Source organism: Pseudoalteromonas sp. RW-H-Ap-1 (genome assembly GCF_048318575.1).
In the GTDB taxonomy this organism is placed as follows: domain Bacteria; phylum Pseudomonadota; class Gammaproteobacteria; order Enterobacterales; family Alteromonadaceae; genus Pseudoalteromonas.
Genome location: NZ_CP166996.1, coordinates 1,500,578 through 1,527,103, shown reverse-complemented (window position 1 = coordinate 1,527,103; position 26,526 = coordinate 1,500,578). Strand labels below are relative to the sequence as shown.

Here is a 26,526-nt window from a genome sequence, read left to right as displayed (position 1 = left end):
AATTGGCTATCTTTTCAAAGAAAAATAGCCAATTTAAGTAAATAGTTAGCGATTAATTATCTACTTGCTCTAACTCCTGCGCTAATTGTTTTGATTCATCACCACGAGGGCTGGTAAAACGTGCAAGTCCTAAATAAATCACGGGTGTTAAATAAAGGGTAAACAATACCGCTAAGGCTAAGCCACCAAACACCACCCAGCCAATCGCGTTACGCGCCTCAGCGCCAGCACCTGTAGACATAATCAACGGTAATGCGCCCAATAAAGTAGAGATTAAAGTCATAGTTATAGGTCGTAGGCGTACCAGCGCTGCTTGCTCCACCGCTTTACGTACAGCTAAACCCTGATCTCTTAATTGATCAGCAAACTCAACCAATAAAATCGCATTTTTGGCGATTAAACCAATTAACATTACAAGACCAATTTGTGAATAAATATTGAGTGATGTGCCAGTTAAATAAAGCGCTAAGATTGCGGATGTAATACCAAAAGGGACGGTGATCATTACTACAATGGCGCTATTAACATTTTCAAATTGTGCCGCCAAAACTAAAAACACAATTAAAAAGGCTAATACGTAAGTCATTAGCACTTCATTTGAGGTTTCTTCAAATGTGAGTGCCTCGCCTTTGAACGCTAAAGTAATACCTGCAGGCAATGATTGCTCAGACACCTGTTTTATTTGCTCAACCAGTGTGGCAATGGTTAAACCGTCCGGTAATTCCATGCTTAGCTCTATTGCGCGTCGCTGAGCATGGCGCTCAAGCTCCGCAGCAACGCCCTCTTCAGTAATATTTGCCACACTACTGAGTGGTACTAATTGATTATCGCGGGCGCTTACATATAAATTTGCTAAATCACTTGGGTCATTGATGGTTTGATTTTGAGCCTGTAACATAATAGGTATTGATTGATCGCCAATGTTTAAATCAGCTATATCATCGCCATTAATGGCAGCTCTTAAAGTAATGGCAATATCACTTAACGATACCCCAAGCTCTTCTGCGCGTCGTCTGTCTATATTAACGCGAAGTTGTGGTTGTGATGGTTGATACGATACGCGAACCGGTGCAACTTCAGGTACTACTTTTTCAAGATCAGCTGAAAACTGCTGTGCAGCTTTAAATATTTCAAGATAATCTTGGCCTAGTAAAGCAATTTCAATACCGCCACCTTGGCCACGTAAATTTAAACTATTAGCGCCTCCTGCGTATGCGGGTGCTCCAGGAATATTCATTAAAGGCTGACGAATTTTATTTATGATTTCTTGTTGACTAAAATTACGTTCATCCCAGTGCTTTAAAGGCACAGTAATGAACACAATATTAGGATCCCACTGACCAACAACCGTGTAAATAGACTCTATTTCACCGCTTTCGACGAAAGGCAGCAAAGTGTCTTCCATTTTAATGGCTTGCCTGTCCATAAAGTTCAAGCCTACGCCATCTGGGCCACGAGCAAATATTCTAATTTTACCGCGATCTTCTGTTGGTAATAGCTCGTTATCTAAGCTCATATACAATGCACCTGAGCCGCCTGCCACTAATAGACAGGCAATAAAAGTAAGCCACGCATGATCGAGAACTTTATGAATTGTTTTGGTATATAAATTAGCAAGTACGTTACCAAACTTAGCAAATGGATGAAAACCGCCTTGCTTAAGCTTTAGCTTTAGCTTAGAAGTAAGTGCCGGCACTAACGATAACGCAACAAAGCTTGATATGATCACTGCACCGGCAAGTACCCCCCAAACTCTCTAAATAAACGCCCTGCAGTAGAGGGTAAGAAAGCAATGGGAACAAACACAGCTGCTAAAACCGCCGTGGTGGCAATAACCGCAAAAAATACTTCACGGGTACCTACCACTGCGGCCGCACGCCGGCCAAGCCCTAATCCGCGCTGGCGTTGAATGTTTTCACTCACCACAATCGCATCATCAACGATTAAGCCAGTAGCAAGTACAAGCGCGAGCAAGGTTAAAATATTTATGGAGAAGCCCAATGCCCATATCAGTGCTAATGAGCCTATTAATGCTACCGGAATAGCAAATGCAGGTACTAAGGTTGCACGCCATGAGCCAATAAACACCCATAACGTAATGATCACTAGTAGCACTGTCAGCACTAATGAGTTAATCACTTCATCCACTGAACTTCTAATAAATTGTGCGTCATCTGATGTTAAGGTAAATTCCATCTCAGGAAAGCGTTCACGCATTCCTTCTATGAGCTTTAGAACCTCATCTGATATTTCTATGGTGTTAGATTGCGCTTGGCGGATAATTTCCATACCAATAACGGGTTTACCATTAAGTCTTACCATAGAGCGCGGATCGGCTGGGCCAAAATATACCGCGGCGATATCGCTAATACGGGTATCACCACGAATGATAATATCACCTACTTGATCGGGTGTTACCGAGGTAGCATCAGCACGAACAATAATTTGCTGATCGTTTGATTTTAAACTTCCTGCTGGCACATCAAAGGGAGCTTGCCTGAGCACATCAGCAACATCGGGAATAGTTAAATTGAAGCTGCTGAGCTTAAGAGGATCGATACGTACTCTAAGCACTCGCTCTCTATCACCGTTTAAGCGCACATCAGCAACACCGGGAATAGTTAAAAACTGTGGCGCTAAATCAACATCAACCCGCTCGGTTAATGCCTCTAAAGATAAACTCTCACTTGATACGGTGAGTGATACAACCGCCTCAGCATCGTTATCGGCTTTTATGATAGATACACGCTCAACTTCTTCTGGGAGCTCCCTTTGCACTCGCGAAACTGACTCGCGTGTTTCATTAGCGGCATCATCCAGATTAACGCCAGGTCTAAATTCAACCACAATACGTGAGCTGCCTTCTTCACTTTGCGCACGGATAGATTTAACTCCACTCACGCGGGCAACAGCCCCTTCTAGTTTGCTTGTTACTTCAGTGTCGACGGTTTCCGGAGAACCGCCAGGGAATGAAGCTGATACCGTAATACGTGGCCTATCTACATCAGGAAGCTCGCGTACTTCTACGCCTGCTATAGCAGCGATACCGGCAATAATAATGAGTAAATTAAGTACCACAATAAGTACGGGACGGCGAATTGCCATTGAAGGCAAGTCTTGCATCATAGCTTGCTGTTTCATAACTACTCCTGCGTACTGGCGATAGGTGCAGAAAAGCTTAATTCTTGATTGGCTCGCAAACGCTGAACGCCTTCAACAACTAGCGTATCGTTTGGCTGTAATGCGCCTGATACGAGTAATCGCCCTGCTAAGCGTTGCTCTATTTTTACATCAACCCGCGTTGCTTTTTTATCAACACTCGTCCATACATATGGACCCGTTGCGCCCCAAAGTAATGCTGCTTCAGGAATAGCAGCAAAGCGTTGACCTAATACTTTTATATGTACCCGAAAACTCATTCCTGGTAAAAATTGTTGCTGTTTATTATTTAGCTTTGCCTTGACTCGTAAAGTACGAGTTTGAGGATCGATACGGGAATCTAAATAAGCTATTTCTGCCTCAACAGGCGCTTGCGATTGCCACGGGAACACGCGCACACTGGCATTATTTCTGATCATCGCAATCGCTGACTCTGGCGCATTAAAGTTAATGTATAATTGGCGGGTATCATCAATGCTGGCAATCATTGTTTGTGTTGTTATTCTGTCACCCACTTCAACGTCAGTCAGTCCCATAGTGCCATTAAACGGGGCTCGAACTTGACGGTCTTCTAATTCAGTTTCAGCTTGAGTAAGGGTAACTTTTGCAAGCTCTACGATGGTTTTTGCATCGTCTACATCACTTTGTGGCACAGCACCCTTAGCTTGGCTTTGCTTTAAACGTTTTAAAGTACGCTGGGTATCGGCTAATTTTATTTTAGCCTCTTCAAGGGCCGCTTTTTGCCTGCGTGAATCAAGCTCGAGTAAAATATCACCTTCTTGAACCTTATCGCCAGGTTTAAAATGAACTGCTGCTACTTTATCCCCTACGGCAGGATATAAAATAACAGAATGGATAGCTTCAGCGTTACCAACAGCCTGAACTTGCTGTTGTGCTTGTTCCATAGCGATATTTTCAACGACCACGGTAGCACCACTTACTGGCAAACTAACCGATAAGAATAAGGCCGTTATGCCCATTAAAAAATTTTGCGACTTCAAAGGAACACCCTAATTAATTATTATTTCCATTATGTTACGCAGTTTAACACCTCTATGATCAATAAATAGCTTAGTACGACAAATTAGCAAAACAACGCGCTGAAATTAAACATCCAAGTATTTTCTACATATTCTTACACCAGCCTACAAAATCACCACATATTTTATGCGTATTTAACATTATGATTTAGTCATTAGAGTGAACATACAAAGGAGAGTTTATGAAAAAAAGTATAATTATGGTTTTACTGCTTAGTGGCTGTGCATCACAAGGGGTTGACCGGACAAGTCAAAATCAATTAATTAAACGCTATTATGCATCTGTTAATTCAGAGCAAAAAGTGACACTTTCCTCAGAAGTAGGAACGGGAATAGCTGCTGGAGCGGGTTTTGGCTTTGTTGATAGCCTAGATGGCAACACCGAAGAAATGATTGGTGGAGCTATTGTTGGCGGTTTAGTTGGAGGGCTATTTACCGCCTTATTTGAGGGAGGTAATACGGCTTATCAGTATAACTTATACGCTGTTGATGAAGGTGATTTTACCGTTATTCAAAAGAAAAAACTTGATAAAAACACAAAATGTGTGCTTGTTAATTCAGCTAATAAAATTACACTTACGCCGATAGATAATAGTTATTGTATTCGTTGATTAAGCTTAAAGTGAGCATCAAATCTTTAAGCTGATAAGCAATGTAAGCTCGCTATTTATAAATTACTTTTAAATAAAAACCTCAGTGTTTGAAGTGACCCCCAATAGTTGGACATTCCAATTACTGGGGGTCTTTTTATGTCCAAACATCACCGAGCTTTCAAGCTCAAAATAGCTGAACTCGCTTTGTCTGAAAGCTCTTCGGCGGTAAGTAACAGATTTAATGTTACAGACAGGCAGGTCCGATATTGGACCGCTATTTATCGAATTCATGGCGCTGAAAGCTTCAGGTCTGTTCACAAACCTTATTCTCTAGCATTTAAGGCTGAAGTGTTAAAAGCGATGACAGCAAACAGTTGGTCACTCGGTTATACCAGTGCTTTCTTCGATTTATCGTCCCCAGGCATTCTTTTTCAATGGCAAAAGCTTTATGCTCGTGATGGTATATCACGTCTTAAACCACAGAGAAAAGGTAAGCCATTCATGACAAATAATTCTTCTTCATCAAAACTAGTAGAGCAAATGACTGAGGAGGAGTTACGAGAAGAACTAGCATACTTACGAGCTGAGAATGATGTGCTAAAAAAGTTAGAAGCCTTGGCTCAAGCCAGAAAGAAAAAAGCAAAGACAAAACGATAGTCGTCGAAGAGTTCAAGGCAAAGCATAGCTTACGACACCTTTTAAAGGCGACAGGGCTGCCAAAGAGTGTTTACTATTATCATCGCACTACTTGTAAGCAACCCTGTGCAAGCAATGATTTACTGGTAAAAATACGTGATATTTATCACGCGCATAAAGGGCGATATGGCTATCGCAGAATTACGAGTGCCCTGAGAGCAATGGGAGTACTTGTTAATCATAAGCGCGTTCAACGGTTGATGAATGAGTTAGGACTCAAGTCAAAAGTAAGGCCTAAGCGCTATAAATCCTATAAAGGTGAAGTGGGTAAAATCGCAGAAAATACGCTTAACCGCGAGTTTACTGCGCAGAAGCCAAATCAAAAATGGGTGACGGATGTGACGGAGTTTAAAGTGGATAATGAGAAGGTATATCTATCGCCTATGATTGACCTATTCAACCAAGAGGTAATCAGTTACGAAGTCAGAAAATCCGTTGCACTCCCTTTGGTAACTGACATGCTTAAAACAGCAACTGCTAGGTTGAAGCCAAATGAAAAGCCAGTTGTACACTCAGATCAAGGGTGGCAATATCAAAACAAACAATATCAAAATCACCTTAAGGAAAAAGGATTGCAACAAAGTATGTCTAGAAAAGGAAATTGTTTAGATAATGCGGTTGCTGAGAACTTCTTCGGCATATTGAAGAGCGAGATGTACCACAACGAAACGTTTAAAGACGTGAATGATCTTATTGAAAACATTAAAGAATATATCCACTATTACAACAATGAGCGTATTAAACTGAAACTAAAAGGCCTGAGTCCGATACAGTATCGAAATCAGGCCTTGGCAGCCGCTTAGAAATGAGTCCAACTTTATGGGGTCACTTCAGTTTACTGAGGTTTTTTATAGAATAAATAAACGCGGGGTGTTATTTATTTCGTTGTGCGTCTTTTTGCGCTTTTTTAGCTTCTTTACGTTGTTGTAAAGCAGCTTGAGCTTCGTTACCAATGTGGCCCTCACCGCGTGCTTGTGCCAATTCTATTTGTTTTTGACGCTCAGCAAAACGAGCGCGTTGCTCGTCGGTCACATCATCAATACAGTGATGACACGACACCCCTTCCATATATTCAGGCTTTTGCTTTTCTTCTTCTGTGATAGGCATCCGACATGCGTGACACTGGTCATATGAGCCTTTTTGTAAGTCATGATTTACCGCTACACGGTTATCAAATACAAAGCACTCGCCTTCCCACATAGTGTCTTCTTTTGGTACTTCTTCTAGGTATTTTAATATGCCGCCTTCAAGGTGGTATACCTCATCAAAGCCCTGCTCTTTCATATAAGCTGTTGATTTTTCGCAGCGAATACCACCAGTACAAAACATAGCTACTTTTTTATGCTTTTCTGGGTCGAGATTTTCTTTCGCCCACTGCGGAAATTCGCGGAACGTCTTCGTGTTTGGATCGACTGCGTTTTGAAATGTACCAATTTCAATTTCGTAATCATTTCGGGTATCAACAAGGATAACCTCTGGATCAGAAATTAAGGCATTCCATTCATTTGGCTTAACATAACTGCCCACTACTTTTAATGGGTCAACGCCTTCAACGCCCATAGTTACGATTTCTTTTTTAAGTTTTACTTTAGTGCGGTAAAACGGGCATTCGTCATCATATGATTCTTTAGTAACAATATTGTCTAAATTAGGTTGGGTGTCTAACCACGCCAGTAAGTTATCTATGCCTTCACGTTTTGCGGAGACAGTCCCGTTAATTCCTTCTGCGGCAATTAACAAAGTACCTCGCACGTCATTTTGCTCCATTACATTAAGTAAAGGTTGGCGAAGTGCTTCAAAATCAGGTAAAGAAACAAATTTATACAATGCACACACAACAAAGTGTTCGCTGGTTACATTATCTTTATGGATAGCAGTCATGGTTTTCCTATTTTGCTTTTTAAACCCGCAGGGGGCGTTTACCGAATCGTAAATCCGGCGCATATGGGGCGCGTATTTTACGCTTTTTTTATTTAAATGCAAAAAAATGGATGATAATGCGCTTTTTACTGTTAGCGCAGTGGCTCAGTGGGCTATAATGCGCGGATAAATTTACAAGACTTGCTCATATTGGAGAAATATACATTGCACTTTACTGATCTTGGGATTGATACTCGCCTAGAAACACAATTAGCGCACCAAGGGATCACCCAGCCTACCGATATTCAAGCTCATGCTGTGCCAACGGCACTCGCTGGACATGACATTTTCGCTCAGTCAAAAACTGGGTCAGGCAAAACTTTAGCGTTTTTATTACCTGCAGTGCAGCGAGTAATGAAACAAAAAGCACTCAGTAAACGTGATCCTCGTGTACTTATTGTTGCTCCAACTCGTGAACTTGCAACCCAAGTGTTCACCCAACTACGATTACTTATTGCCGGTACTAATATTAAGGCAGTTAAAATTCTCGGTGGTGAAAACTTTAACGACCAAATTAAAGCACTGCGCAACGACCCACATTTTGTGGTTGCTACACCAGGGCGTTTAGCCGATCACTTAAAACAACGCTCTTTACAGTTAAGTGGCTTGGAGCTACTTATATTTGATGAAGCTGACCGTATTTTGGATTTAGGTTTCACAGACCAGCTTAAGTTAATTAATGAACTGGCAGATCACCGATTACGCCAAACCCTATTGTTTTCAGCGACATTAGATCATGCTCAAGTTGATGCCCTTTCGCGTAATTTATTAAAAAAACCAAAACAAATTATGCTCAGTGCAGCCAATGAGCAACATAGTGATATTAAACAAACATTATATTTAGCCGATCATCTTGATCATAAAGAAGCGCTACTTGAGCATTTTCTTAGTCAAGACAATGTAGGGCAATGCATCATATTTACCGCTACACGTGCTGATACCAGTCGATTAAGCGAGTCACTAAACAGTAAAGGCTTTAAATCTGTCGCATTAGCTGGAGATTTAACTCAAAGTAAGCGCCTTGATATCATGGATGCGTTTAGCCGTGAGAACTTTAAAATATTAATCACTACTGATGTTGCATCACGCGGTTTAGATTTACTCAGTGTTACCCATGTTATTAATTTTGATCTACCAAAACACGCTGAAGAATACGTTCACCGTATTGGGCGTACAGGCCGTGCTGGTTTTAAGGGCAACGCGCTATCATTTGTTGGTCCTAAAGATTGGGCAAGCTATTTAGCAATAAAGTCATTTTTAAATGACGAATTGTCGTTTGCGACGGTTGATGGTTTAAAAGCGAAATTTAAGGGCATCAAAGAGAAAAAAATAACGCCAGTTAAACCAATTAAAAAGAGAGTGGCTGATAAAAAACCACAGCAAAAACGCAAAGCGAAACCGAAAAAACCAGTAGCCCCAATTAAAGCACCACTTAACATCGATGGTGATACCCCTATGCGTCGTAAAAAAAGCCTGAGCAGGAATAATTATGAGTTACCTTGGAACTACCCAAACCTTATTTGTAAAAGAAGTCAGTAATGAAGGTGCCTATTTAGATGGCCATGGCTTAGGTGAAGTATTTTTACCTAAACACGAGATTAAACATGAACTTGAAGCTGGCGATAGCATCAGCGTTTTTACCTTTTTAGATAACGCAAACCTGCCAACAGCAACAACTAAAAAACCACACGCACAAGTCGGTGAATATGCCCTACTGCGCGTTAAAGAAATAAACAGCATTGGTGCTTTTTTAGATTGGGGTTTAGAAAAAGACGTGCTTGCACCGTTTAATGAACAAAAACCGCGTATGCAAGAAGGTTACTCGTATTTAGTCCGTTTATACCTAGATAATGCCAGTCAGCGAATTTGTGCTTCAACCAACTTTAATCGCTTTTTATCAAAAGACGAGCCGCAATATAGCAACTTGCAAGAAGTCGATTTAATTGTGGCAGGTAAAACCGATATCGGCTACAAAGTACTTATTGAAGAGTCTCATTTTGGTGTTGTATTTTACAACATGGTATTTAAAAACCTATTTGTTGGTCAAAAGCTCAAAGGGTTTATTCAAAAAGTGCGTGAAGACGGAAAAATTGATGTCATACTTGAGAAGCCAGGTATGGGTAAAGTCAGTGAACTTGGCGAAAAAATTATGGAAAAACTAAAAGATGAAGGTGGCATATTAGCCATAGGCGATAAGTCTGAACCTGAATTAATTAAAAAAGTTTTCTCGACCAGTAAAGCAAACTACAAAAAAGCCATTGGTGGGTTATTTAAACAAGGCCTTATTGATATTGAAGCTAAGTCTATTCGTTTAAAATAATTCAATAAAAAAGCCACCTAAGTCTAAACTTAGGTGGCTTTTTCGTATTTAAAATTTATAACTTAATGTTTTTGTAAGGTAAGGTACAGCGTGCGTATTGATTTGAATATTCAATTAATTCTTTTTTAGATGTCATATTTAATGGCGCTAGTCTAAATACTTTTTTTGTACACTCATTCTGCATTTCATCGTGTACATCAACACATTCTCTACTACTTATATCAAGTCCTGCTAAAACAGCTTCATTTGTATAACATAAATGCTGAGCATAGTTTTGGGCGATTTTTTTAAACTTAAATAAATCAACGGGGTAATCAGATACCAAATCGGTGACATTCGAAACATCATCATACATTTTGGTCGAAAATACATATTTATTAACAGCAAAGCCACTAATGATAATTACCACTACAAACATTATTAAACGCAAAGTTAGTTCCTCACTGCATAGCCGTAACTAAATGTAGCACAAACAAAAAGAGTTGTAATAAACTCCTTATAATTATGCATACTTTAAATTTAAGCTATTGATTTATTAACATCATTTAATACTTCTACAGGGTTTTGTGCCTGAGTAATCGGACGCCCTATTACTAAATAGTCACTGCCAGCTTCAATCGCGTCTTTAGGTGTCATAATACGTTTTTGATCGCCCGCATCACTGCCAGCAGGACGAATACCTGGGGTTACGAGTTTAAATTCTTTGCCTAAAGCCGCTTTTAAACTTTGTGCTTCTTGTGCAGAACAAACCACACCGTCAAGCCCTGCTTGCTTTGTTAGTTTTGCTAAATGCATAACTTGCTCTTGTGGTGATTTAGTTATACCTAAACGCCCGAGCTCAGTTTCATCCATGCTGGTTAAAACGGTCACGGCAATCAATAATGGTGCTTTATCACCAAATTGTTCGAGTGCCTGCTTTGCTTTATGCATCATTTCAAAACCACCACTTGCATGCACATTAACCATCCACACGCCCATTTTAGCTGCAGCGGTTACTGCTTTAGCAACCGTATTTGGGATATCATGAAATTTCAAATCTAAAAATACATCGAAACCTAAATCAACCAGCTCTTTAACAAATTCAGGGCCAAAATATGTGAACATTTCTTTACCCACTTTTAATCGACAGGTATCAGGTGATAACTGTTTAACAAATGCTAAAGCAGTTTGCTGATCATCATAATCAAGAGCGATAAGAATTTTTTTGATTGTTCGAAAGACATAACTATCCTACTAGTGAGCGAAAAGTATAAAGATTAAAATCCGTCTAAGCCTCTGCTAGGCACAATGGTTTCCCAATGTTTACACGAAGGGCAATTCCAATAAATGGTGTAACTTGTAAAGCCACAATGCTGGCATTGAAAGTCAGGCTTGGTAGCAATATATGAGGTAACAAGTTTATCTATTTGATTAAGCACATCTTTGGTATTTTTATTTTCGGCGCTCATTAACTGCAGTAAAAAACTAAAGCCACGGATGGTAGGTTGACGTTTTAAACTGTCGGTTAAAAATTCAAAGGCTTGTTCAGTGTGACCTTGCTCAAGCAACGCTTGGCAATGCTGTATTTTTATCATTACCCCACCCTTATCTAATAAGTCGTTCACGAGTTCATGAAACTGATGGGTTAGTTTAAGTTGCTTATAACTATGCGCTAACTTATCAATAAATAATGGCGCAAAAAAGGTAAATTGACAGATAAGTTCTCGCCAATAATAAATTGCTTTTACGTAATCTTCTTTTGTATAGGCAGACAAACCAAGCTCATATAGAGGCCTGATTGTTTTAAAGTTTAAGCTAATAGCTTTGCGCATAAGTTGAGGATTATTACTGGCAATAGCATATTCACAATAAAAGTTTGCGATGGCTTTGAAGTGTTGTTCTTTTGAAAAAAGCTCAGTATGCGCTTCAAACATACTAATGCCTTTTTCCCATTCACGGGTCTGTGAATATAAGGAAATAATTGGCTCAAGAGCATCTTCATGGTTATTTTTTACCAGCCATATTAAATGTTCTTCTGCGCTATCGAGTAAACCTGCCATAATATAGTCTTCTGCTAATTCTAACCGACTATTGGCAGCTTGTTTTTCGTTAAGGCTTGGGTGTTTTAATAGCAATTCATGAATTTTTATTGCGCGGTCAAGCTCGCCACGGCGGCGAAACATAGTGGCTAATGTAGAATAGTGTTCTACAGAGTCAGCAGCTACTTCGAGCAAATTAATTAAATGCTCAAGCCCCTGATCTTCTTCTCTGTCCAGTAAGAACTTTAACCCTTTACTGTATTCAGAAGTGATTTCTCTATTAAATTGATGAGCCTGATTTTTAGCACTGTTTTTTCCCATGATCCAGCCATAACCGGCGGCGACAGGAAGCAGTAAAAACAACAGCTCAATCATAGTTAGGTATCTTTGTTGGCAATACGCTTTTTATTATCTTTTTCAGGCGTTATTTGCTTTTTTAAACGGTAATTTTGCCACTTTAATTGCGTAAACAATTTAAAACTCACAAAACAACCCACTACAACACCTAACAAAAAGCAGATACTTATTATAACGGCTAAAGGTAATGTATTACTGGCTATTATGTAGTTAATTTGTGTTAATTGTGGATTTTGCGAACCCAATACAAATGCACCAATTAAAAAAAGTGCTGCCAGAATAATTTTAAATACCTTGAACAAGTAACCACTCCAATTAGTTTACTAAGCAATACTCTCGTTTACACGATCACGTAGTTCTTTGCCTGGTTTAAAATGAGGTACATGCTTACCATCTAACTCTACAGTTTCGCCTGTTTTAGGGTTACGGCCTGTACGAGGCGCACGGTAATGCAAAGAGAAACTTCCAAAACCTCGGATCTCAATTCGATCTGAAGAAGATAATGAGCCGGCCATTTGTTCAAGAATTTCTTTAACAGCGTTCTCAACATCTTTCACAGGAATATGTGCATGTTGTTCAGCAAGTGTTTCTATCAGTTCTGACTTAGTCATAGCGTTTCCTTAATAAGAAATAGTGGAAGGGCATGAAACTGCCCTTCCAATTAAAAGACTATAATTAATTAGTCTTTTTGTGCATTTGCGAAAGCAGCTGCCATTGCGTTTTCGAACACTGGCTCTTCTTTCTTAAGCTTCTCTAGTACTTCTTTCTCTTCTGCTTCGAAAAGAGCTTTAACAGATAAGCTTAAAGTGCGGTTCTTACGATCAACGCCAACGTATTTAACTTCGATTTCGTCGCCTACAGAAACAACAGTAGTTGCATCTTCAACGCGCTCTTGAGCGATATCAGCTACACGGATGTAACCTTCAACGCCTTCGATAAGTTCAACAGTTGCGCCTTTCGCATCAACTTCAGTCACTTTACCTTTAACAATAGCACCTTTTTTGTTTGCATCAAGGTAGTTATTGAATGGGTCAGCTTCGATTTGCTTAACACCTAGAGAGATACGTTCACGCTCTGGGTCAACTTGCAATACGATAGCAGTGATTTCGTCGCCTTTCTTGAATTCACGTACAGCTTCTTCGCCAGGTGTATTCCAAGAAATGTCTGAAAGGTGTACAAGACCATCAATACCACCGTCAAGACCGATAAAGATACCGAAGTCAGTGATTGATTTGATCTTACCAGTAACTTGATCGCCTTTGTTTTGTAGACGAGCAAATTCCTGCCAAGGATTAGCAATACATTGCTTAAGACCAAGAGAAATACGACGACGTTCTTCGTCGATTTCAAGAACCATAACTTCAACAGTGTCACCTAGTGAAACAACTTTTGAAGGGTGGATGTTCTTGTTAGTCCAATCCATTTCAGAAACGTGTACTAGACCTTCAACGCCTTCTTCGATTTCTACGAAGCAACCGTAATCAGTAAGGTTAGTTACACGACCAGAAAGTTTAGAACCTTCTGGGTAACGACCAGCGATAGCTGCCCATGGATCTTCGCCAAGCTGTTTAAGACCTAGAGATACACGAGTTTTATCTTTGTCGAATTTAAGAACTTTAACTGCGATTTCGTCGCCAACATTAACGATTTCTGAAGGGTGCTTAACACGCTTCCACGCCATGTCAGTAATGTGTAGTAGACCATCAACACCACCAAGATCAACGAATGCACCGTAGTCAGTAAGGTTCTTAACGATACCTTTAACTTCTTGACCTTCAACAAGGTTAGCAAGAAGCTCTTCACGTTCTTGTGAGTTTTCTGATTCGATAACTGCACGACGTGAAACAACAACGTTGTTACGTTTTTGATCAAGCTTGATTACTTTAAATTCAAGCTCTTTGCCTTCAAGGTGAGTTGTGTCACGTACTGGACGAACATCAACAAGTGAACCAGGTAGGAAAGCACGGATTGAATCAACTTCAACAGTGAAACCGCCTTTAACTTTACCGTTGATAACACCAGTAACAGTCTCTTGCTCTTCACATGCTTTCTCAAGACGGATCCACGCTTCGTGACGCTTCGCTTTCTCACGAGAAAGGATAGTTTCACCGAAACCGTCTTCGATTGCATCTAGTGCAACATCTACTTCGTCGCCAACAGCAACTTCTAGTTCACCAGCAGCATTTTTGAACTGCTCTGCAGGGATAGCACTTTCTGATTTAAGACCAGCATCTACAAGTACAATGTTGTTCTCGATTGAGATTACTGTACCTTTAACGATAGAGCCTTGCTCTGCTTCAAAACCCTTTAAGCTTTCTTCAAATAACTGCGCAAAATTTTCTGACATACGAATATACGTCTCATATATTAATACCAATAAGCAACCATGCTGCATGGGGTTGTTAAAATAGCACTGGCGTCCTGCTGGTGCATAAAATGTGTTTAGCTTCGTTTAGGAAGCTTACCTTCTGAGATGCTTGAATCTAATAAAGTTATAACTTTATCAAAGACTTGCTGCGCATTGAGTTCGCTAGTATCAAGCTCAATCGCATCCTCTGCAGGTACAAGCGGCGCAACAGCGCGATTCATATCGCGATCATCACGTGCTTGAATGTCTTGTAATAGACCACTTAGTGTAACATCAAGCCCGCGCTCATTCAACTCAACAAAACGCCTGCGAGCACGCTCTTCTGCACTTGCGGTTAAAAATATCTTTAATGGCGCATCAGGAAACACAACAGTGCCCATATCGCGACCATCAGCAATTAAGCCATTTTCAGTTCTAAACGCACGCTGGCGACGAAGTAACGCTTCACGAACTCGTGGCAATGCCGCCACTTTGGACGCTGCAGCTCCCACTTCTTCATTTCGAATAGTGGTTGTTACATCTTCGCCTTCTAAAATAATCTTTCCTGCATTAGTGTCACTGTCTATCAAAAACTGCACATCTAGATTTGCAGCTAGTGGAACCAGTGCTTCTTCGTTATCTAACGCAATTTGGTGATGAAGTGCTGCAAGTGAAAGTACGCGATAAATTGCACCGCTATCTAACACATCCCAGCCTAATTTTTCAGCCAATAAGCGACAAACAGTTCCTTTACCAGAACCACTTGGGCCATCTACGGTGATTACGGGCATTAATAACGCCGGCATTTAAAACCTCCTTCAATGCACACCAAAATAAACCGCCACATTATACGTCAATTATTAAAGATTATCCGCTTTTAGTATGTAACTTTTTATAAATACTTATAAATAGCCTATTTACTGACTGATGCTAACACGTTGAAAAATGTTGGGAATGTCTTATAAGTACAGGCCGGATCGTTAATCGTGATTGGCTTACCCCCTACCGCCACCATTGCAAAGCACATGGCAATACGGTGGTCATCATAGGTATCTACAGCCACATTATTAAATTGTTTTGGCGGTGTGATCTCAATAAAGTCATGCCCTTCAACTACTTCAGCCCCTACTTTTTTAAGCTCAGTGGCCATAGCGTGTAAACGGTCAGTTTCTTTTACTCGCCAGTTATAGATATTACGAATAGCGGTTGGCCCTTTTGCAAACAAGGCAACTGTAGCCAGAGTCATTGCAGCGTCCGGGATAGCATTAGCATCGATATCAATACCGTTAAGCTCACCTTTACGAACAACTAAACGTTCGTCATACCAGTCAATTTTGGCACCCACTTGCTCCATAACGTTAGCAAAACCAATATCACCTTGAACTGATTTAGCACCGACGCCTTTAATTTCTATTTCGCCACCGGCAATCGCTGCAGCAGCAATAAAGTAAGAAGCAGAGGAAGCATCGCCTTCTACCATAATACGCTCAACGGATTGATACTGCTGTGCACCTTTTACAATAAAAGTACTGTAATTATCATGCTCAACGGTGATGCCAAAACGCGCCATTACATCAAGAGTAATATCAATATAGGGCTTAGACACTAATGTGCCCTTTATTTTAATTTGAGTATCGCCTTTAAATAACGGTGCAGCCATAAGCAGCGCAGTTAAAAATTGGCTTGAAATACTGCCGTCAATTTCGACTTCACCACCTGCTATTTGCCCACCAACAATTTTAAGCGGCGGATAGTCTTTATTTTTTAAATAACTAACATTACCACCTAAGGCTTGCAGTGCATCAACTAAGTGGCCAATTGGTCGCTCTTCCATACGTGGCTCACCAATTAACTCATACTCACCAGCAATCGCTGCAAGCACGGCCGTTAAAGGACGGTATGCAGTGCCTGCATTACCTAAAAACAATGCCTCTGTTGGCGTTTTAAAAACGCCACCCACACCTTCTACGGTTGCGATGGTTCGCTCATCATTAAGTGTCACATTTACCCCGAGCTGCGCTAAGGCGCCCAACATATGACGAATATCATCACTGTCTAATAAGTTTTCTACAACTGTAGTGCCGTTTGATAATGCTGCCAATAATAGAATTCGATTTGACAAGCTTTTCGAACCCGGCAATGTCACACTGCCATTAACCTGTGAAATAGGCGCTAAAGAAAGTTGCTCCATTAGCTGTTCTCCTTTGCGAAAGCCGCCATAAAATCAACTAATGCCTGTACCCCTTCAAGTGGCATTGCATTGTAAATACTCGCGCGCATGCCGCCAACAATACGATGGCCTTCAAGTGCCAATAATCCAGCTTCTTTTGACTCTTTAACAAACTTATCATTTAGGCTTTCATCAACTAACCAAAAAGGCACATTCATGCGTGAACGGCAATGTTTTGCAACCTTGTTAGTGTAAAAATCAGACTTATCGATAAAATCATAAAGCAGCTGCGCTTTGGCGATATTATGAGCTTCCATGGCTTTTACACCGCCATTTTGCTCAAGCCACGCAAATACTTCAGCTGCTAAATACCATGCAAATGTTGGTGGAGTATTGAACATGCTGCCTTGTTTTGCTTCAAGGGCGTAATCTAATATACCAGGCTTAGCTAGCCCTTCACGCTCAAGTAGCGCTTTACGAACAATTACGATAGCAATACCCGATGGGCCGATATTCTTTTGAGCACCTGCGTAAATTAAATCAAATTGATTAACGTCAATTTCGCGCGATAGAATAGTCGACGACATATCCGCGACAATCGGTGCTGTTGGGTGACTGGGCACATCAAAAATCTCTAAACCATCGACAGTTTCATTTGGGCAGTAATGAATATATGCAGCATCGGCTGGTAAAATCCAATCGGCTACCTGCTTGATAGAAAATAAGCCATTATCATCATTACGTACGTCAATAGTGTGAGTTTGAGTAAACTTATCGGCTTCGCTGGTTGCACTTTTTGACCACACGCCGTTTTCACAATACACCGCTTTTTTTCCATCAACGTGGAGGTTTAAAGGTACGGCACTAAATTGACCTCGACCGCCGCCGTGCATAAACAGCACTTCAAACTCATCACTAATATTCATTAAACGACGCAGACTAGCTTCACACTTAGCCGTTAATGCTAAAAATTCTTTACTGCGATGGCTCATTTCCATTACTGAAACGCCAAGCCCTTGCCAGTCTAAAAACTCTTTTTGTGCTTTTTGCATTACAGCCGGTGGTAACATTGCAGGACCCGCACAAAAATTATAAATACTCATTACCTTTTCCTCATTCCAGTAATTTACTGTTTAACTTGAATTAATACCAATCCGCAATAATAGTTAATCATTTTACGGAGCTAAACGTGTTGCTGCCTGCGTTAAAAAATTCTCATTTAGAACAACTAAATAGCAAACTTTTTGCCTAGCTATCAACACGTTTTTCCCGCCTCAAAATAGACCACTTAATTAAGTGAATTGGTATTAAACTAATTCAAGTATCTTTAGTTTTTTTCAACCACATAAAAAAAGCGGCCAAGGCCGCTTTTTTCAATCTCAATTATTCTGAAGGAGGATTATCATCCGCTACTTCATCTATAACCGTATCTACTGTTTCAACGTCTTCGATATCAATCAAGTCACTTTCAGTCACTTCAATCTCTTCTATACGTTGTAAACCAACTACTTGCTCTTCGTCAATAGTTCTGATCAAAATAACACCTTGGGTGTTACGTCCAACCGTAGAAACTTCATTAACGCGAGTTCGTACTAAGGTACCACGATTCGAAATAATCATTATTTCGTCGTTGTCATCCACTTGAACAGCACCAACAACGGCACCATTACGCTCACTCACCTTAATTGATACAACACCTTGTGTTGCACGACTCTTAGATGGGTAGTCTTCAAGTAGAGTACGCTTGCCGTAACCATTTTCTGTCACTGTTAATATTGCACCGTCATTCTTTGGTACAATCAGTGATACAACACGTTGATCGTCTGGCATTTTAATACCACGAACACCCGTTGCAGTACGACCCATAGGACGTACACCTTTGAAGCGAATCTCAGGCTTACCTTCTTCATCAAGAACAGGGTTACCATTTTCATCAACTACCGTGGTTTCTTCAGCTTCTTTAAAGCGTACAACTTTACCCGCATCAGTGAACAACATAATTTCGTTGTTACCATCGGTAATATCAACACCAATTAAGCTATCACCTTCATTTAAGTTAACGGCAATAATACCGCTAGCACGTTGACGGCTGTATGCAGTCAATGGTGTTTTCTTAACCGTACCAAATGCTGTCGCCATAAAGATGTATTTATCATCTTCATAATCACGTACAGGTAAGATAGCAGTAATACGTTCATCTGCTTCAAGTGGTAATAAGTTAACAATTGGCTTACCGCGCGCTGCACGACTTGCAAGTGGTAACTGATACACTTTAAGCCAATATAAACGACCCGCTGTTGAGAAACATAAGATAGTATCGTGGGTATTAGCAACAAGTAGACGTTCAATGAAATCTTCATCTTTCATCTTAGTCGCTGACTTGCCTTTACCACCACGACGCTGGGCTTCGTAATCACTTAACGCTTGGTACTTAACGTACCCTTCGTGCGACAAGGTCACAACCACGTTCTCTTCGTTAATTAAGTCTTCAAGGCTAATATCGTGTGCAGCGGCATTAATTTCAGTGCGGCGCTCATCACCATATTGCTCTTTAATTTCAACTAACTCGTCACGAATAACTTCCATTAAACGTTCCGGGCTTGCCAAAATGAATAATAGTTCAGCAATTAGGTCCAATAACGATTGGTACTCAGTTAGAATTTTTTCGTGCTCAAGACCCGTTAGTTTGTGTAAACGTAAGTCTAGTATTGCTTGAGCTTGTTGCTCAGAAATATAGTACTGACCATCACGAATACCAAGCTCGCTTGCTAACCAATCTGGGCGTGCAACATTGTCTTCACCCGCTTTATCAAGCATGGCTTTAACATTACCTAATTCCCAAGGACGCGCTGTTAGTGCAACTTTTGCTTCAGCAGGTGTTGGTGACTTACGAATAAGTTCGATAATTGGGTCAATGTTTGCCAGTGCAATCGCTAAACCTTCTAGCGTATGCGCACGGTCACGGGCTTTGCGTAAATCAAATACCGTACGACGAGTAACAACTTCACGGCGGTGAATAATAAACTCTTCAAGCATTTCTTTTAAGTTGAAACACTTAGGCTGGTTATTAATTAACGCAACCATATTCATACCAAACACAGTTTGTAACTGAGTTTGTGAATAAAGGTTGTTCAAAATAACTTCACCTACGTCACCACGTTTGATCTCAATAACGATACGCATACCATCTTTATCTGATTCATCACGTAATGCACTGATCCCTTCAATCTTTTTATCTTTAACTAGCTCAGCGATTTTTTCAATCAAACGGGCTTTGTTAACTTGGTAAGGGATTTCATGAACAATAATCGTTTCGCGGCCGGTTTTCTCATCAGTTTCAATCTCAGCACGCGCACGCATGTACACTTTACCGCGACCGGTTTGATAAGCTTGTTCAATGCCTTTTTTACCGTTGATAATTGCCGCAGTTGGGAAATCTGGACCTGGAATGTAATCCATTAACTCAGTAATGGTTAACTCAGGGTTTTGAATAAGCGCTAAACAGCCATTCACTACTTCTGTTAAGTTATGTGGCGGAATATTTGTCGCCATACCAACAGCAATACCTGATGAACCATTAACTAACAGATTAGGTATTTTAGTCGGTAATACGTCAGGAATTTGCTCTGTGCCATCATAGTTAGGCACAAAATCAACCGTTTCTTTTTCAAGATCGGCTAATAATTCGTGCGACATTTTTGCCATACGTACTTCTGTATAACGCATTGCCGCTGCTGAATCACCATCAACCGAACCAAAGTTACCCTGACCATCAACTAACATATAACGTAGTGAGAATGGCTGAGCCATACGTACGATGGTGTCATAAACTGCACTGTCGCCGTGTGGGTGGTATTTACCGATTACGTCACCGACCACACGGGCCGATTTTTTGTAAGGCTTGTTCCAGTCATTACTAAGCTCGTTCATTGCAAACAAGACGCGGCGGTGAACAGGTTTTAAACCGTCACGTACGTCTGGTAATGCACGTCCTACAATTACACTCATGGCGTAATCTAAGTAGGAATTTTTTAACTCGTCTTCAATATTGACTGGCAGAATTTCATTGGCGAGATCAGTCATTTGATATCACATTCCTTCAGTATCAGCTCTCAACAACCCAGTATTAGGTATTAAGAGTGTTTGTTATTATTTCTAAGCAGCCATGCTATCACAATTAATTTTAATTTACAGGCGCAAAACTTTGCGATTTATCAATTTAGCCCTATATAATGGCCTCAGATTGACGAGGAAGTATTTTATGACCGAACATCAAAATGTAGATAACGCAGAAATAGCAAAGTTTGAAGCCATCGCAGAGCGTTGGTGGGATTTAGAGGGCGAATTTAAACCCTTACACGAAATTAACCCATTACGATTAGATTTTATCGCTGACAAAACTAAAGGGTTATTTGATAAAGAAACCCTAGATGTTGGGTGTGGTGGCGGTATTTTAAGTCACAGCATGGCACGAATGGGCGCAAACGTAACAGGCATCGATATGGGGCAAGAGCCTTTAACTGTCGCCAAGTTACACAGCTTAGAAACCAACGTACCCGTTGAATATATAAAAGTACCTGCCGAACAATTTGCTGATGAGCATCCTGAGCGCTTTGATGTGATCACTTGCATGGAAATGTTAGAGCACGTTCCCAACCCTGCTTCTATTATTCATGCGGTCGCTAAATTAGCAAAACCTGGGGCGGATGTATTCTTCTCTACCCTTAATAAAACCCCTAAAGCTTATTTATACGCTATTGTCGGTGCAGAAAAACTGTTAAAAATGGTGCCTGAAGGTACCCATGACCATAAAAAGTTTATTAAACCTGCGCAATTAATCGCATGGGCAGAACAAGCAGGCTTGAAGGTACGTGCCAGTGCAGGATTAAGTTACAACCCACTTTCAAAGCAATATACGGTTAATGATGACGTCAGCGTAAATTATATGCTGCACTTTGAGAAGTTAGCGTAATGGCAAGCTCGCAAACACCTACTAACCCAGTTGAATATCAAGCATTGCTGTTTGACTTAGATGGCACTTTACTCGATACCGCTGATGATTTAGGCGCCGCACTAAATAGTGTGCTGCATAATCATCAACAGCCTCAAGTGGGCAGTGACATATATCGACCCGCAGCTTCAAATGGCGCAGCAGCATTACTTGCTGCTGGTTTTAAAGAAGCTTGGGCGCAACAACCGCAAGAGCAACTTTTAGCGGAGCTAGTTGCACACTACGCTGCCAATATTGCCACCCGTACCCAATGCTTTGTCGGTATAGAGCAATTACTCATCGCACTTGATAATAAAGGGATCCCGTGGGGTATTATGACAAACAAGCCTGGTTTTTTAACCGATCCTTTAGTCAGGGCCATTCCCGCGTTAAAAAATGCGCGAATTGTGATAAGCGGTGATACCTTAGCAGAGTCTAAGCCTTCACCCCTTCCTTTATTGCATTGTGCTGAGCAAATGAGTGTTGATCCTTCGCGCTGTCTATATATAGGTGATGCACAGCGAGATATACAAGCAGGAAAAGCTGCGAATATGCACACCGCTACCGCACTGTGGGGATATGTACCGAGTGTAGACGAAGCATTGGCTTGGAATGCAGATTTTAATTGGCATAGCCCTATAGATGCATTCAACCACATATAGTGCCATGTTAATTAATAAACACTACATATTGTGATTGTGTTAGTTTTTACGCAAAGCTTGATGATAAAAAAAGCAGACAAAATTTATTTTTAAAAAGCGTAAATTTAATCTTTCCTTAGTTGATTTTTACAAATTTCAACTTAACCGAATGATCAAAGGTTAATGCCTACTAACACAATTACGTTATCCCAACGTTATCCACAATGAGAGCGGTTTCTGTCCCTTGCAAAAGATCACAGACCACACTATCTTGTGATCTCTAATTTGAACAACACCAGATATTGTGGCTAAATGTTATTCAATTAAATTTACCTAAGCGGTATAAATAACAATAAAAGAATAGGCACTGGGCATTTTAAGTGCACTCATTGGTCAAAAATATTTAATTCCCAAGGAATACAGGCAAAACTATGAACCAACAGTTATCTGTAAGCAAACGTGACGGCCGTAAAGAACCGCTTGATCTAGACAAGATCCATCGCGTTATTGAATGGGCCGCCGAAGGTTTAAACAACGTTTCGGTTTCACAAGTTGAACTTAAATCGCATATTCAATTTTATGACGGTATTCGTACTAAAGACATTCATGAGACGATTATCAAAGCCGCTGCGGATCAGATCTCAAAAGAATCACCTGATTATCAGTATCTTGCTGCTCGTTTAGCTGTATTCCATTTACGTAAAAAGGCGTATGGCCAATTTGAGCCACCGCGTCTTTTTGACCACGTTACTAACATGGTTGAGCAAAAACGCTACGACGCACATTTGCTTGTTGATTACACAGAGCAAGAACTTGATGAACTAGATGCTTACTTAGATCATTCACGCGATCTTAACTTTAGCTACGCAGCAGTAAAACAGCTGGAAGGTAAATACTTAGTTCAAAACCGTGTAACGGGTGAAATTTACGAAAGTGCACAGTTTTTATATATATTAGTTGCGGCAAGCTTATTCTCAGATTACCCACGTGAAACGCGTATTGATTACATCAAACGTTTTTACGATGCGGTTTCACTATTTAAAATTTCTTTACCTACACCAATTATGTCGGGTGTACGTACACCAACGCGCCAATTTAGCTCATGTGTACTGATTGAGTGTGGCGACAGCTTAGATTCAATTAATGCGACATCATCAGCGATTGTTAAATACGTTTCTCAACGTGCTGGTATTGGTATTAATGCCGGACGTATTCGTGCATTAGGTAGCCCTATTCGTAACGGCGAAGCGTACCACACTGGCTGTATTCCGTTTTATAAGCATTTTCAAACAGCCGTTAAAAGTTGTTCGCAAGGCGGTGTACGTGGCGGAGCCGCTACTTTATTCTACCCGCTTTGGCATTTAGAAGTAGAAAATTTACTGGTACTTAAAAACAACCGTGGTGTTGATGATAACCGCGTACGTCACCTAGACTACGGCGTACAGTTTAATAAATTAATGTATTCGCGTTTAATTAAAGACGATTACATTACCTTATTTAGTCCATCAGACGTGCCGGGTCTCTACGACGCATTCTTTGAAGATCAAGACGAATTTGATGCACTTTACGTAAAGTATGAACAAGACGAGTCAATTCGTAAAAAACGTATTAAAGCCATTGAACTGTTTTCTATGTTTGCTCAAGAACGTGCCAGCACCGGTCGTATTTACTTACAAAATGTTGACCACTGTAATACACATAGCCCATTTATTTCGAAAGTGGCGCCTATTCGTCAATCTAACTTATGTTTAGAAATTGCATTACCGACTAAGCCACTGAACAATGTAAATGATGAAGAAGGTGAAATTGCCTTATGTACCTTGTCTGCATTTAACTTAGGCGCGATTGAGTCATTGGATGAATTAGAAGAGTTAGCTGAGCTTGCAGTACGTGCACTAGATAACTTACTTGATTTCCAAGACTACCCGGTACCGGCGGCAAAAAATGCCACTATGGGACGTCGAACTCTAGGTATAGGTGTGATTAACTACGCCTACTACTTAGCTAAAAACGGTAAGCGTTACTCAGATGGCAGCGCAAATGCACTCACGCATAAAACATTTGAAGCGATTCAGTACTACTTAATGAAAGCATCTAATGAGCTGGCAAAAGAGCGTGGAGCCTGTCCTAAATTTAACGAAACTACGTACTCACAAGGTATTATGCCAACAGATACGTACAAGCGTGATTTAGATAAAATTTGTGATGAACCACTGCACCTTGATTGGGATACGTTACGTGCCAGCATTAAAGAGCACGGTATGCGTAACTCAACGCTGAGCGCATTAATGCCATCAGAAACATCATCGCAAATATCAAATGCAACCAATGGTATTGAGCCACCACGTGGCCATATTAGTGTTAAAGCAAGTAAAGACGGTATTTTAAAGCAAGTTGTTCCTGAGTACGAACGCCTTAAAGATAACTATGAGTTACTGTGGGATATTCCATCAAACGATGGTTACTTACAATTAGTAGGCATAATGCAGAAATTTATCGACCAAACAATTTCAGCAAATACTAATTATGATCCAAACAGATACGAAGGCGGTAGAGTACCTATGAAAGTCTTACTAAAAGACTTACTCGGTGCCTACAAACTAGGTGTTAAAACACTGTATTACCATAATACCCGTGATGGCGCATCAGATGCTCAAGAAGATACTCCAGAAGTGGAAGATGATGATTGTGCAGGCGGCGCGTGTAAAATTTAATAGTTAAACTTAAAGCGGGCGCCTTGCCCGCTTTGTCCTGATAGTTTTAGTGATAGTTTTTTGAGTGATAAACATGTCTTATACTACTTTTAGCAGAAATCATAATAACCAAATGCAAGAGCCAATGTTTTTTGGTCAAACCGTTAACGTGTCACGTTACGATCAACAAAAATACCCTATTTTTGAAAAACTAATTGAAAAACAATTGTCTTTCTTTTGGCGACCTGAAGAAGTTGATGTAAGTAAAGACCGTTTAGACTTTCAAGCGCTTCCCGATCACGAGAAGCACATATTTTTAAGCAACTTAAAATATCAAACGCTGCTTGATAGTGTTCAAGGTCGTTCGCCTAACGTAGCGCTCTTACCGATTGTGTCTATTCCTGAGCTAGAAACATGGATTGAGACATGGGCGTTTAGTGAAACTATTCATAGTCGTTCGTACACCCATATTATTCGTAACGTAACCCAAGCACCTGAACTCATTTTTGATGACATTGTTAGCAATGACAAAATAAGTGAGCGTGCCGATGCGGTAACTACTTATTATGATGACCTAATCAATTCTGTATCGCTTTACAACCTATACGGTGAAGGCAAACACGAAATTAATGGCCAAACCGTGGTAGTTAATTTATTTGAGCTGAAAAAGAAATTGTACCTGGCAATGATGTCAGTGAACATTTTAGAAGCCATTCGCTTTTATGTGAGCTTTGCTTGCTCATTTGCGTTTGCCGAGCGTGAATTGATGGAAGGTAATGCTAAAATTATAAAGCTTATTGCCCGTGACGAAGCACTCCACCTTTCAGGTACTCAGCATATTTTAAATATCATGCAAGATGGTAAAGATGACCCTGAAATGGCGATTGTTGCCGCACAGTGCCGTGAAGAAGCAATTAAAATGTTTGTTGAAGCCGCAGAGCAAGAAAAAGAATGGGCCGAGTACCTATTTAAAGATGGCTCGATGATTGGTTTGAATAAACACATTCTATGTCAATATGTTGAGTACATTACCAATGCGCGTATGACCGCGATTGGTCTGCCTGCACAGTTTGAAAATAACAGTAACCCTATTCCATGGATCAACTCATGGTTAGTGTCAGATAACGTGCAAGTTGCTCCTCAAGAGGCCGAAATAAGCTCATACTTAGTTGGTCAGATTGACTCACAAGTAGATGCCGATGAATTTGGTGACTTTGATTTATAATGACTGATAGAACCACTGCAAGTATCACACTTGCAGATAACAGCCAGCGCATTGATTTTGCCGCTGGCTGCCCTTCTCTTTTACATTGCCTTGAATCGAATAAGATTGATGCTGCTTACCAATGCCGTGAGGGATATTGCGGTGCGTGTCGTGCAACACTTATCTCTGGTGAAGTTAATTACAATGAAGAGCCGTTAGCGTTTGTTCGCGATGGTGAAATACTCTTGTGTTGCTGCAAACCAAATGGTGATATCAGTATTAATTTAAAGTAACTAACTCACATTAAGCGTATTTAACAGCACGAGAATAATATATAACAGCTAGGTTTGTACCAAACCTGTATGCCGTGTTTTTAAA

Annotated in this window: 22 protein-coding genes and 1 pseudogene; 10 read left to right on the top strand and 13 right to left on the bottom strand. The window is 40.5% G+C overall.

The annotated features are described in order from the left end of the window. Positions 1–52 precede the first annotated feature (52 nt). Together AB8618_RS07095 and AB8618_RS07090 are read right to left on the bottom strand one after the other, a co-directional pair. Positions 53–3,141 (bottom strand): annotated as a pseudogene (locus tag AB8618_RS07095) (efflux RND transporter permease subunit). 2 nt (positions 3,142–3,143) lie between these two features. Next, positions 3,144–4,160 (bottom strand): efflux RND transporter periplasmic adaptor subunit, encoded by a 1,017-nt coding sequence (locus AB8618_RS07090; RefSeq protein ID WP_413401960.1) that lies wholly within the window; start codon positions 4,158–4,160, stop codon positions 3,144–3,146. Between the two features lie 221 nt (positions 4,161–4,381). Here AB8618_RS07090 and AB8618_RS07085 point away from each other — a divergent pair, with 221 nt between their 5' ends. The 3 genes from AB8618_RS07085 to AB8618_RS07075 all read left to right on the top strand — a co-directional run bounded on the left by AB8618_RS07085 (position 4,382) and on the right by AB8618_RS07075 (position 6,291). After that, complete coding sequence (locus AB8618_RS07085; protein ID WP_413401958.1) at positions 4,382–4,810, top strand: hypothetical protein; 429 nt, start codon at positions 4,382–4,384, stop codon at positions 4,808–4,810. A gap of 138 nt (positions 4,811–4,948) precedes the next feature. Further along, positions 4,949–5,449, top strand: a complete 501-nt coding sequence (locus AB8618_RS07080; protein WP_409424004.1) for a transposase — start codon at positions 4,949–4,951, stop codon at positions 5,447–5,449. Beyond that, positions 5,446–6,291 (top strand): IS3 family transposase, encoded by an 846-nt coding sequence (locus AB8618_RS07075; protein WP_409425534.1) that lies wholly within the window; start codon positions 5,446–5,448, stop codon positions 6,289–6,291. The genes AB8618_RS07080 and AB8618_RS07075 overlap by 4 nt, the downstream gene beginning before the upstream one ends. A 70-nt stretch (positions 6,292–6,361) precedes the next feature. Here the strand turns inward: AB8618_RS07075 and AB8618_RS07070 are convergent, their stop codons facing one another. Continuing rightward, a complete protein-coding gene (locus AB8618_RS07070) occupies positions 6,362–7,369 on the bottom strand; it encodes a rhodanese-related sulfurtransferase (RefSeq protein ID WP_413401956.1) in 1,008 nt (335 codons plus the stop codon). A 204-nt stretch (positions 7,370–7,573) separates the two neighbouring features. Here AB8618_RS07070 and AB8618_RS07065 point away from each other — a divergent pair, with 204 nt between their 5' ends. Together AB8618_RS07065 and AB8618_RS07060 are read left to right on the top strand one after the other, a co-directional pair. Then, the gene (locus AB8618_RS07065; protein WP_418157344.1) at positions 7,574–8,947 is read left to right on the top strand and encodes a DEAD/DEAH box helicase; all 1,374 of its coding nucleotides are present in this window, start codon (positions 7,574–7,576) and stop codon (positions 8,945–8,947) included. Then, positions 8,898–9,728 carry a S1 RNA-binding domain-containing protein gene (locus AB8618_RS07060; protein WP_413401952.1) on the top strand — a complete coding sequence of 277 codons (831 nt, stop codon included), beginning with the start codon at positions 8,898–8,900 and terminating at the stop codon, positions 9,726–9,728. The genes AB8618_RS07065 and AB8618_RS07060 overlap by 50 nt, the downstream gene beginning before the upstream one ends. A gap of 55 nt (positions 9,729–9,783) precedes the next feature. Here the strand turns inward: AB8618_RS07060 and AB8618_RS07055 are convergent, their stop codons facing one another. The 10 genes from AB8618_RS07055 to gyrA all read right to left on the bottom strand — a co-directional run bounded on the left by AB8618_RS07055 (position 9,784) and on the right by gyrA (position 20,703). Next, positions 9,784–10,158 carry a hypothetical protein gene (locus AB8618_RS07055; protein ID WP_409425366.1) on the bottom strand — a complete coding sequence of 125 codons (375 nt, stop codon included), beginning with the start codon at positions 10,156–10,158 and terminating at the stop codon, positions 9,784–9,786. A gap of 89 nt (positions 10,159–10,247) precedes the next feature. Next, positions 10,248–10,937, bottom strand: a complete 690-nt coding sequence (gene pyrF / locus AB8618_RS07050) for an orotidine-5'-phosphate decarboxylase (RefSeq protein WP_418157351.1) — start codon at positions 10,935–10,937, stop codon at positions 10,248–10,250. 47 nt (positions 10,938–10,984) lie between these two features. Then, the gene (lapB, locus tag AB8618_RS07045) at positions 10,985–12,121 is read right to left on the bottom strand and encodes a lipopolysaccharide assembly protein LapB (RefSeq protein WP_413401949.1); all 1,137 of its coding nucleotides are present in this window, start codon (positions 12,119–12,121) and stop codon (positions 10,985–10,987) included. A gap of 2 nt (positions 12,122–12,123) precedes the next feature. Further along, entirely contained in the window at positions 12,124–12,405 is a 282-nt protein-coding gene (locus AB8618_RS07040; protein ID WP_413401947.1) for a lipopolysaccharide assembly protein LapA domain-containing protein, read from the bottom strand. A gap of 21 nt (positions 12,406–12,426) precedes the next feature. After that, positions 12,427–12,714 (bottom strand): integration host factor subunit beta, encoded by a 288-nt coding sequence (gene ihfB, locus AB8618_RS07035; RefSeq protein ID WP_024600987.1) that lies wholly within the window; start codon positions 12,712–12,714, stop codon positions 12,427–12,429. 68 nt (positions 12,715–12,782) lie between these two features. Next, entirely contained in the window at positions 12,783–14,450 is a 1,668-nt protein-coding gene (rpsA, locus tag AB8618_RS07030) for a 30S ribosomal protein S1 (RefSeq protein WP_002961176.1), read from the bottom strand. 95 nt (positions 14,451–14,545) lie between these two features. Continuing rightward, positions 14,546–15,256, bottom strand: a complete 711-nt coding sequence (cmk, locus tag AB8618_RS07025; protein ID WP_010389925.1) for a (d)CMP kinase — start codon at positions 15,254–15,256, stop codon at positions 14,546–14,548. A 107-nt stretch (positions 15,257–15,363) separates the two neighbouring features. Then, positions 15,364–16,641: a 3-phosphoshikimate 1-carboxyvinyltransferase gene (gene aroA, locus AB8618_RS07020; protein WP_413401944.1), complete on the bottom strand. Its 1,278-nt coding sequence runs from the start codon at positions 16,639–16,641 to the stop codon at positions 15,364–15,366. Next, the gene (serC, locus tag AB8618_RS07015) at positions 16,641–17,723 is read right to left on the bottom strand and encodes a 3-phosphoserine/phosphohydroxythreonine transaminase (protein ID WP_413401941.1); all 1,083 of its coding nucleotides are present in this window, start codon (positions 17,721–17,723) and stop codon (positions 16,641–16,643) included. Before serC ends, aroA begins: the two co-directional genes overlap by 1 nt. A gap of 280 nt (positions 17,724–18,003) precedes the next feature. After that, the gene (gene gyrA, locus AB8618_RS07010) at positions 18,004–20,703 is read right to left on the bottom strand and encodes a DNA topoisomerase (ATP-hydrolyzing) subunit A (protein WP_413401939.1); all 2,700 of its coding nucleotides are present in this window, start codon (positions 20,701–20,703) and stop codon (positions 18,004–18,006) included. Between the two features lie 178 nt (positions 20,704–20,881). Here gyrA and ubiG point away from each other — a divergent pair, with 178 nt between their 5' ends. The 5 genes from ubiG (at position 20,882) to yfaE (ending at position 26,441) form a co-directional block, all read left to right on the top strand. Next, positions 20,882–21,592: a bifunctional 2-polyprenyl-6-hydroxyphenol methylase/3-demethylubiquinol 3-O-methyltransferase UbiG gene (gene ubiG / locus AB8618_RS07005; RefSeq protein ID WP_413401937.1), complete on the top strand. Its 711-nt coding sequence runs from the start codon at positions 20,882–20,884 to the stop codon at positions 21,590–21,592. After that, positions 21,592–22,272: an HAD family hydrolase gene (locus AB8618_RS07000; RefSeq protein ID WP_413401935.1), complete on the top strand. Its 681-nt coding sequence runs from the start codon at positions 21,592–21,594 to the stop codon at positions 22,270–22,272. Before ubiG ends, AB8618_RS07000 begins: the two co-directional genes overlap by 1 nt. Positions 22,273–22,682: 410 nt before the next feature. Next, positions 22,683–24,965 carry a class 1a ribonucleoside-diphosphate reductase subunit alpha gene (gene nrdA, locus AB8618_RS06995; protein WP_372858392.1) on the top strand — a complete coding sequence of 761 codons (2,283 nt, stop codon included), beginning with the start codon at positions 22,683–22,685 and terminating at the stop codon, positions 24,963–24,965. Between the two features lie 73 nt (positions 24,966–25,038). Beyond that, positions 25,039–26,169, top strand: a complete 1,131-nt coding sequence (gene nrdB, locus AB8618_RS06990; protein ID WP_138608498.1) for a class Ia ribonucleoside-diphosphate reductase subunit beta — start codon at positions 25,039–25,041, stop codon at positions 26,167–26,169. Further along, complete coding sequence (gene yfaE, locus AB8618_RS06985) at positions 26,169–26,441, top strand: class I ribonucleotide reductase maintenance protein YfaE (RefSeq protein WP_413401933.1); 273 nt, start codon at positions 26,169–26,171, stop codon at positions 26,439–26,441. Before nrdB ends, yfaE begins: the two co-directional genes overlap by 1 nt. Positions 26,442–26,526 lie beyond the last annotated feature (85 nt).